Annotated in this window: 9 protein-coding genes; 5 read left to right on the top strand and 4 right to left on the bottom strand. The window is 69.9% G+C overall.

Annotated elements, in window-relative coordinates; genetic code table 11:
- The first annotated feature begins 177 nt into the window (after positions 1-177).
- Together GBZ26_RS23460 and GBZ26_RS23455 are read left to right on the top strand one after the other, a co-directional pair.
- Positions 178-972, top strand: coding sequence for a 16S rRNA (uracil(1498)-N(3))-methyltransferase (locus GBZ26_RS23460; RefSeq protein ID WP_174440918.1), 795 nt, complete (start codon positions 178-180; stop codon positions 970-972).
- Between the two features lie 81 nt (positions 973-1053).
- A complete protein-coding gene (locus GBZ26_RS23455; RefSeq protein WP_174440917.1) occupies positions 1054-2418 on the top strand; it encodes a glutamate--cysteine ligase in 1365 nt (454 codons plus the stop codon).
- 158 nt (positions 2419-2576) lie between these two features.
- Here GBZ26_RS23455 and GBZ26_RS23450 read toward each other — a convergent pair whose 3' ends face one another.
- Together GBZ26_RS23450 and GBZ26_RS23445 are read right to left on the bottom strand one after the other, a co-directional pair.
- Positions 2577-3731: a pyridoxal phosphate-dependent aminotransferase gene (locus GBZ26_RS23450; RefSeq protein ID WP_035675215.1), complete on the bottom strand. Its 1155-nt coding sequence runs from the start codon at positions 3729-3731 to the stop codon at positions 2577-2579.
- A 19-nt stretch (positions 3732-3750) separates the two neighbouring features.
- Positions 3751-5160 carry a gamma-glutamyltransferase gene (locus GBZ26_RS23445; protein WP_246653644.1) on the bottom strand — a complete coding sequence of 470 codons (1410 nt, stop codon included), beginning with the start codon at positions 5158-5160 and terminating at the stop codon, positions 3751-3753.
- Here GBZ26_RS23445 and GBZ26_RS23440 point away from each other — a divergent pair.
- The 3 genes from GBZ26_RS23440 (at position 5129) to GBZ26_RS23430 (ending at position 7982) form a co-directional block, all read left to right on the top strand.
- The gene (locus GBZ26_RS23440) at positions 5129-6481 is read left to right on the top strand and encodes a M48 family metalloprotease (RefSeq protein WP_343207214.1); all 1353 of its coding nucleotides are present in this window, start codon (positions 5129-5131) and stop codon (positions 6479-6481) included. The genes GBZ26_RS23445 and GBZ26_RS23440 overlap by 32 nt on opposite strands.
- A 113-nt stretch (positions 6482-6594) precedes the next feature.
- Positions 6595-7350, top strand: coding sequence for a DsbA family protein (locus tag GBZ26_RS23435; protein ID WP_174440916.1), 756 nt, complete (start codon positions 6595-6597; stop codon positions 7348-7350).
- A gap of 20 nt (positions 7351-7370) precedes the next feature.
- Positions 7371-7982: an HAD family hydrolase gene (locus tag GBZ26_RS23430; protein ID WP_174440915.1), complete on the top strand. Its 612-nt coding sequence runs from the start codon at positions 7371-7373 to the stop codon at positions 7980-7982.
- Between the two features lie 12 nt (positions 7983-7994).
- On the opposite strand, the gene greB is transcribed toward GBZ26_RS23430, so the two are convergent.
- Both greB and GBZ26_RS23420 read right to left on the bottom strand, forming a co-directional pair.
- On the bottom strand, positions 7995-8558 hold the full coding sequence (gene greB, locus GBZ26_RS23425) for a transcription elongation factor GreB (RefSeq protein WP_174440914.1): 564 nt from the start codon (positions 8556-8558) through the stop codon (positions 7995-7997).
- An 82-nt stretch (positions 8559-8640) separates the two neighbouring features.
- Positions 8641-8828: hypothetical protein (locus GBZ26_RS23420; protein WP_174440913.1), on the bottom strand; the 188-nt coding region annotated here is incomplete at its 5' end.

The following is an 8828-nucleotide window of genomic DNA, read 5'->3' as shown; positions in this document are numbered from 1 at the left end:
CTGGCGTGCGCTGCGATGGGACGCTCACGGCTGGATGTTGTGTGGTGAAGTGATTGACATACTCGCCTTCCTCTTGATTTTTTTTTTTTTTACCGGAGCCGCTCCCGCACAGCTCCACACAGATTAAATGATGGCCTCCCTCAGTTGTGTAGCGCCGCACACCGGAGACCTCGCGCCATGGCAAACCAACCGAAGACCCGCCTCTATGTGGACAGCCCCCTCGGCGAGGGGCAGGCGGTGGGGCTCGACCCCGAGCGGGCGCATTTCCTGCGCCATGTCCTGCGGCTCGACAAGGGCGACGTCGTGGCCGTCTTCAACGGGCGCGACGGCGAATGGCTGGCCGCCATCGACGGCTTCGGCAAGGGCTGGTGCTCGCTCACCGTGACCGCGCAGCGGCGTCTCCAGGCGGCCGGGCCGGACCTCTGGCTGCTGTTCGCCCCGATCAAGCGCGGGCGCATCGATTTCGTGGCGGAGAAGGCCAGTGAGCTGGGCGTGTCGCGCCTGTGGCCGGTCTTCACCCGCCGCACCGACCCCAACCGCGTCAACACCGACCGTCTGCGCGCCAACGCCATCGAGGCCGCCGAACAGTCGGAGCGGCTGACCGTCCCGGAGATGGCCGACCCGCTGCCGCTGGACAAGGCGCTGGCCAGCTGGCCGGTGGAACGTACGCTGTACCTGTGCGCCGAGGCCGGGAACGTACGCCCCATCGCGGAGGCCGTCCGCGCCCGGCCGCGCGGTCCCGCCGCCTTCCTGATCGGGCCGGAGGGCGGCTTTGCGCAGACCGAACTTGACGAAATTTGCAAACTACCCTTTGTTGTTCCCGTCGGTCTGGGGCCCCGCATTCTCCGGGCCGACACGGCGGTGGTCGCGGCGCTCGCCTGCTGGCAGGCCCTTGCGGGGGACTGGACGGCGGACGGCGGCGACACCCGACCGCCCTTCCGCGCGCCGGCCGACCCCACCGTTGGGGAGTAAGGGCCGCTCGACGCGCCGCTCTTCCGAGGCGGGCCGTTTGACTCGTTGGCCAGTTTAGACTTTCTGAAAGCGGGAGCTTCCATGTCCGCACCTCCGCAGACGCGTGGTGAACCGATCACCGACCGCCGCCAATTGGCGGCCTATCTGGAGTCCGGCAACAAACCGGCGGACCAGTGGCGCATCGGGACCGAACACGAGAAATTCGCCTACCGCGTCTCCGACCACCGGCCGCTGCCCTACGAGGGGCCGGACGGGATCGGCGAACTGCTGACCCGCCTGCAGCGCTTCGGCTGGGAGCCGGTGGAGGAGAAGGGCAACCTGATCGCCCTGACCCAGGGCATGGCGAACATCACGCTGGAGCCGGGCGGGCAGGTGGAACTGTCCGGCGCCCCGCTGGAAACCCTGCACCAGACCTGCGCCGAGGTGCACCGCCACCTCGATCAGGTGAAGGAGATCGGCGGGGAACTGGGCATCGCCATGATGGGCCTCGGCTTCCAGCCGAAATGGCGGCGCGACGAGATCCCCTGGATGCCCAAGGGCCGCTACAAGATCATGGGCGATTACATGCCCAAGCGCGGCAATCTCGGCCTGGACATGATGATGCGCACCTGCACCGTGCAGGTGAACCTGGACTTCGCGTCGGAAGCCGACATGGTGAAGAAGTTCCGGGTCAGCCTGGCGCTTCAGCCCATCGCCACGGCGCTGTTCGCCAACTCGCCCTTCACCGAGGGCAAGCCGAACGGCTTCCAGAGCTTCCGCAGCCACATCTGGACCGACACCGACCCGGACCGCACCGGCGACCTGCCCTTCGTGTTCGAGGACGGCTTCGGGTTCGAGCGGTACGTGGACTACCTGCTCGACGTGCCGATGTACTTCGTCTACCGCGACGGCACGTACATCGACGCCTCCGGCCAGTCCTTCCGCGACTTCATGCAGGGCCGCCTGCCGGCCTTGCCGGGCGAGGTCCCGCTGATCACCGACTGGGCCGACCACATGACCACCTCCTTCCCCGAGGTGCGTCTGAAGAAGTATCTGGAGATGCGCGGCGCCGACGGCGGCCCCTGGCGCCGCCTGTGCGCCCTGCCGGCCCTGTGGGTCGGGCTGCTCTACGACAGCCAGGCGCTCGACGCCGCCTGGGACCTCGTGAAGGGCTGGACGACCGAGGAGCGCGCCCATCTGCGCGCCGAGGTGCCGCGCCACGCCCTGCGCACCCCCTTCCGCGGCCGCACGGTGCGGGAGGTCGCGCTTGAGGTTCTGGAAATCGCCCGCGGCGGTCTGGCCCGCCGCGCCCGCAACGACAACTGGGGCGACGACGAGGCGCATTTCCTGAACACGCTGCTCGACATCGCCGAGTCCGGCCAGCCCCCGGCCGACGAACTTCTGGCGAAGTTCAACGGCCCCTGGGGCGGCAGCGTGGACCCGGTGTTCAAGGAATACGCGTACTGAGAATCAAGCCCTCTCCCCTCTGGGGAGAGGGTTGGGTGAGGGGGCGTTAACGCCCGGCAGGGCGGGAAAATACGTGCGTCGCCCATTTGGTGCGCCTTTGGCGCCCCCCTCATCCTAACCTTCTCCCCAGGGGGGAGAAGGGATAGGGCAACGACTCCTTACCTCTTCCAGGCGATCAGCCGCCGCGCCGCCTCGGCGATGGTCTCCTCCGAGCCGGCGAAGCTGAAGCGCACGAAGCGGAGGCCGCGGGCCGGGTCGAAGTCGACGCCGGGGGTGCAGGCGATGCCCGTCTCGGCCAGGATGCGCTTGCAGAAGGCCTCGCTGTCGTCGGTCATCTCCGTCACGTCGGCGTAGATGTAGAAGGCGCCGTCGGCCGGAGCCAGCTTGTCGAAGCCGGCCTTCGGCAGTTCCCTCAGCAGAAGCTCGCGGTTGCGGGCGTAGCGGGCGACGTGGCCGTCCAGTTCCTCGGTGCAGCTGAACGCCGCGACCGCGGCGGCCTGCGACAGGCTGGGGGCCGAGATGAACAGGTTCTGGGCGAGGCATTCGACCGAGCGGATCAGGTCGTCCGGAACGATCATCCAGCCGAGCCGCCAGCCGGTCATCGAGAAGTATTTGGAGAAGCTGTTCACCACCAGCGCGCTCTCGCTGACCTCGGCGGCGGTGACGGCCTCCGGCCCGTAGGTCAGGCCGTGGTAGATCTCGTCGGAGACGAGGCGCACGCCCTTGGCGTCGCACCAGTTGGCGAGCGCGGTCAACTCCTCCCGGCTCAGCATCGTGCCGGTCGGGTTGGCCGGGCTGGCGACGATCAGCCCCTGAATGGGCGGATCGAGCTGCTCCAGCAGCTCGATGGTCGGCTGGAAGCGGTGCTCCGGCCCGGTCGGCAGTTCCACCGGCTCGACCCCGATGGCGGTCAGCGTGTGGCGGTAGGCCGGGTAGCTGGGCGAGGCCATGGCCACCCGGTCGCCCGGATCGAAAGCCGCCAGGAAGCCGAGCTGGAAGGCCCCCGAGGAGCCGGTGGTGACCACCACCCGCCGCTCCGGCACATCGATCCCGTAGCGGTCGCGGTACCAGCCGGCGATGGCCGCACGCAGCGCCGGGATGCCCAGGGCCCCGGTGTAGCCCAGCACGTCGGCGTCGAGCATGCGGTGGGCGGCCTCGAGCACGCCCTTCGGCGCGCCGGTCGAGGGCTGCCCGACTTCCATGTGCAGGACCTCAAGGCCGGCGGCCTCGCGCTCGGCGGCGGCGCGCATCACTTCCATGACGAAGAAGGGCGGGATGGCGCCCCGTTTGGAGACTTTGGGTGCTTTGCTCATGATTCCAGACTTCTGAACTTCAACGCTCGGTTTCGACCAGCATGCCCAGGGCGTGGGCGCGCGGGTCGGCGGCAATCTGGCATTCCTTCCAGCCGCTCTCCATCGAGGTCTGGCAGGTGACGAAGGTGGCCCGGCCCGGCCCGCTCACGGCGCGGCTGACGCGGATGGCGGCGCCCGGCTCCTTGTCGAGCGCGGCGGGCAGGGCGGCGGTCAGCAGGGCGGCGGGCGCGGCGGCGGGGCCGTCGTTGCCGGCGGCGCTGGCCGCCCCGGCGAACTGGGTGCGGCCGACGATGGCGTTGGTGAGCAGGCCGGGCGCCCCGAAGCCGGCACCGTCCACCCCGCGGGCGGCCAGCAGGCCGGTGCCCGGCACCATGCGGCCGCTGCCGAAAGGCGCCCCCATGGTGAAGGAGCAGGCGACCCCGTTCTCCTCATGGTCGATCACCACGAGGCCGGCGCCGGGCGCGGAGGCGCCGCTGCCGGTGGCGCCCAGCGCCTGGGCGACGCGGGCGGCGCGCTGGTCCGACGGCAGGTCGGCGGCGGCGCTCCAGGCGGCGGTCAGGGCGGCGCCGTTGTTGGTTTCGGGAAGCTGGGCGAAATGCATCGACACGATGCCAAGCGGGATTGCCGCGGTGCCGGTCCAGCGCGGCTGGAAGCCGCGGACCGCGGCGGGGTCGATAGCGGCGGCCTGCGCCACCGCACCGCCCAGCGGCCCGCCATACATCGCGGCGATGCCGCTGCGCCGCACCTGCGACAGCGTGGCGGCCAGCTCCGGCTGGCTCAGCGGAGCGCCCTCGGCCAGCGGCGCGCCGGTCGGCAGGAAGACGCGGCGGGCCTCCGGGTCGGCGGACAGGCGGGCGGCGGAGTCGGCGAGGTCCCTGGCCAGCGCCCGGCTGACCGGGGTGGAGCGGGCGAGCTGCTCGGCTGGGACCACCGCCTGCTCCCAGCGCATCGCCCCTGTGGAGGCCTGGAGCGCGTAGACGCCGCGCAGGAAGCCGGGCAGGGCGGCCCCGCCGGCACCGGCGGGCCGGGGGAGGAAGTCGAGCGTGCGGGTGTCCTTCTTCGCCGCGTCGAACACCACGCAGACGCCGCCGCCGGTCATCCCGACGCGCGAGGGCAGGGTGACGGCCATCGCCATCGCCATGGCGGTGGCGGCGTCGCCGGCCTTGCCGCCCTGGGCGATGATGTCGCGCCCGATCTCCGCCGCGCGCGGCTCATCGGCCGCGACGAAGCTCTGGGACGGGGCGCCGGTGCGGTATTTCGTGTTGACGCAGCCGCCCACCAGCGATGCGGCTATGGCAATCGCGCCCAACCCTTGCCAGATTCGGCGGGTGGAATGGGGCGCCCGGACCGGCATCTTGACCGGCTGCCCGGTGCCCCGGTGTGCGGAGGAAGTAACGGTGCGCAAGCCCAGCAGGCTGGTTTCGGTCATCGCCATGGTTGCCGTGATGGTTCTGTCGTGGTCGCCGCCCGCGGGCGCGCAGCGGCGCCAGGAGATGCAATTCCTGAGCGACGCCGAGACGGAACATATCATCCGCGACATGGCGCGGCCAATCTTCCAGGCCGCCGGCATCGATCCGGACGCGGTGAACATCGTCCTGGTCAACGACAACACCATGAACGCCTTCGTCGCCGGGGGGCAGAACATCTTCCTGCACACCGGCCTGCTGCTGGGGCTGGAGGACGCCGGGCAGCTGATCGGCGTGATCGCCCACGAAACCGGCCACATCGCCGGCGGCCATCTGGTCCGCGGGTCGGAGGCGATGGAGAACGCCTTCCTGTCCTCGCTGATCGGCATGGGCATCGGCATCGTCGGCGGCATCGCCGCGGGCAACGCCGGGGCCGGTGCTGCGGGCGTCATGCTGGGCCAGCATCTGGCGGAGCGCAACTTCCTGTCCTTCTCGCGCAGCCAGGAATCCTCGGCCGACCAGGCGGGCCTGTCCTACATGGAGCAGTCCGGCATTTCGGCGGAGGGGCTGGTCACCTTCCTGGAGAAGCTGGGCGCCGCCGACGATCCGCTGCTGGTGGACCGCGACGCCGGCTACCGCCGCACCCACCCGCTGACCCGCGAGCGCATCGAGACGGTGCGCAATTTCGTGGAGCGCTCGCGCGCCGGCAGGAAGCCGGTTCCGGCGCAATGGAACGAGGAGTTCCACCGCATCCAGGCCAAGCTCTACGCCTATCTCGACCCCAACGGGGCGTTGCGCCGCTACAAGGCGAACGACCCGTCCTTCGTGGCGCGCTACGGCCGGGCCTACGCCTATTTCCGGCGCGGCGAGGTCCGGCAGGCGCTGCCGCTGGTCGACGGGTTGATCGCCCAGGAGCCGAAGAACGCCTTCCTCTATGAGATGAAGGGCGACCTGATGCTTCAGAACGGGCGGGCGGTGGATGCCTCCGCCCCCTACCGCAAGGCGATCGAGCTGGAGCCGGACGCCGGCAGCATCCGCGTCTCGCTGGCCCATTCGCTGATGGAGCAGAACGACGGAAGGCTGGCCGACGAGGCGCTGCGCAACCTTCAGGTGGCGTCCAAGACCCAGGCGCAGTCCGCCTTCCTGTGGCGGCTGATGGCCCAGGCCTGGAGCATGAAAGGCAACGCCGGCATGGTCGCCTACGCCACCGCCGAGGAGGCCTTCGCCCGCGGCGACAAGCCGATGGCCCGCTTCCAGGCGGAGCGGGCGGAGAAGCTGCTGCCCGCCGGTTCCCCCGGCTGGCTGCGCGCCCAGGACATCCGCGGACTGGCGGGCGGCAAGTGAGCCTGAGCCTCCTTCCTTTGGGCGGCGCACAGCCGTCTTGCCTGACCCGGCCGTCCCGGTCCACAGTATCGCCCCGCTTCGCGCCGTTTTGGCTCCCCACGAGAGAGTTCGACATGACCCGCTTCCGCCCCGCCGCCCTGGCGCTCGCCGCCGCGCTGGCCCTTCCGACGGGGCTGCTGGCCCCCGCCCTCCAGGCGCAGAGCCCGATGGACGAGGCGCAGCGCAAGGCCGTCGAGGAGGTCGTGCGCGACTACATCCTGAAGAACCCCGAGATCATCCTGGAGGCCGTGGACTCGCTCCAGAAGCGCCAGAAGATGGCCGAGGAGCAGAAGGCCAAGACGGCGCTGGCCGAGAACAAGGCGGCGCTGTTCCAGAACCCCGCCGATCCGGTGGCCGGCAACCCCAAGGGCGACGTGACGGTGGTCGAGTTCTTCGACTACCAGTGCGGCTACTGCAAGGCCGTGCAGGCCGACACCGAGCGTCTGATCAAGGACGACGGCAAGCTGCGCTTCGTCTTCAAGGAGTTCCCGATCCTCAGCCCGGCCTCGCTGACCGCGGCCAAGGCGGCCCTGGCGTCGCGCGGGCAGGGCAAGTATCTGGAATTCCACAATGCCCTGATGGCCCACCGCGGCCAGCTCGACGACGACGTGATCCAGCGGCTGGCCAAGTCGGTCGGGCTGGACACCGACAAGCTGAAGAAGGACATGAACAGCCCCGAGGTGCTGAAGGTCATCGCCGCCAACCAGGCGCTGGCCGAGGAGCTGGGCATCCGCGGCACCCCGGCCTTCATCATCGGCGACGAGCTGGTCCCCGGCGCCATCAAGCTGGACCAGATGAAGGACCTCGTCGCCGCGGCCCGCAAGGGCTGAGGCCGGGACGGAAATTGACGATGACCAAGCCGACCACCGTCGTCTTCGACATCGGCCAAGTGCTCATCGAATGGGACCCGCGGCATCTCTACCGCGAGCTGTTCGACGGGTACGAGGACCTGATGGAGGACTTCCTCGACACCGTCTGCACCCCCGCCTGGAACCTGGAGCAGGACCGCGGCCGGCCGTGGGACGAGGCGGTCGCCACGCTGGCCGCCGAGTTCCCGGACTGCCGCGAGCTGATCCGCGCCTATCACGAGCGGTGGGAGGAGATGGTCCCCGGCCCGATGGCCGGAACGCCGGACATCCTGATGGAGCTGAAGCAGCGCGGGACGCCGCTCTACTCCATCACCAACTTCTCGTCGGAGAAGCTCGCGTTGACCCGCAGGCGCTTCGATTTCCTGAACGTCTTCGACGGGATCATCGTGTCCGGCGATGAAAGGCTGGTGAAGCCGGACCCGGCGATCTTCCAGCTCCTGCTCGACCGCTACCGCTTGGCGGCGGCGGATTGCGTCTTCATTGACGACAGCCCGGCCAACGTCGAGGCCGCCCGCGTCCTCGGCATGACGGCGCACCGTTTCTCCGGCGCCGCCGGCCTGCGCGCCGAACTGGAGGAGCTGGGGCTTCTGTAGCCCCAGCCTTCCTTACGCCGCGTCGCCCGGGTAGCGGATGGCGACGACCTCGATCTGCTCCAGCCCGGCGGGCGTGCGCAGGTCCACCACGTCGCCCTCCTGCGCCTTCAGCAGGGCGCGGGCGATGGGCGAAATCCAGCTCACATGGGCGCGGTCCATGTCCACCTCGTCGGCGCCGACGATGGTGATGGTGTTTTCCGTCCCGTCCTCCCGCGCGTAGGTGACGGTGGCTCCGAAGAACACGCGGTCGCGGGTCTTCTGGAGCGTGGGGTCGACCACCTCCGCCGATTCCAACCGCTTGGTCAGGAAGCGGATGCGCCGGTCGATCTCGCGCAGGCGCTTCTTGCCGTAGATGTAGTCGCCGTTTTCCGAGCGGTCGCCGTTGCCGGCCGCCCAGGACACCACCTCGACCACCTTCGGGCGCTCGACGCGCAGCAGCGAGCGCAGCTCCTCCTGCATGCGCTGGAAGCCTTCGGGCGTCATGTAGTTCTTCACGCCCTTGGGCAAGGGTTTGGGATCGTCGGCCTCGTCGTCGTCGGGGGCGGAGTCGTTCTCCCGGGTAAAGGCCTTGCTCATGGTCGGGACCCTTCGCGGTTCTCTGGAAAAGGAAAAGGCGCCGCGAGGCGCCTTTTCCAGTCTTTACGGCGATGAAGCGCGCTCAGCGGCTCCACCAACCCCGGCGCGGCTTGGCCTCCGGAGCGGCATTGGCCGGCTCGTTTGCCGGGGCGGCGGGTGCCTCGGAGACCGCCGGAGCGGGCGCCGCCTCGGCGGGAGCGTCCGCTGCGGTCTTGCGCTTGCGCGCCGGACGCTTCTTCGCCTCCTCGGCGACCGGGGCCGCAACCGGGG

Source organism: Azospirillum formosense (genome assembly GCF_013340925.1).
GTDB classification, from domain to species: Bacteria; Pseudomonadota; Alphaproteobacteria; order Azospirillales; family Azospirillaceae; genus Azospirillum; species Azospirillum formosense.
The sequence above is the reverse complement of the archived record's forward strand: the minus strand, read 5'-3'. Positions and strand labels throughout refer to the sequence as shown.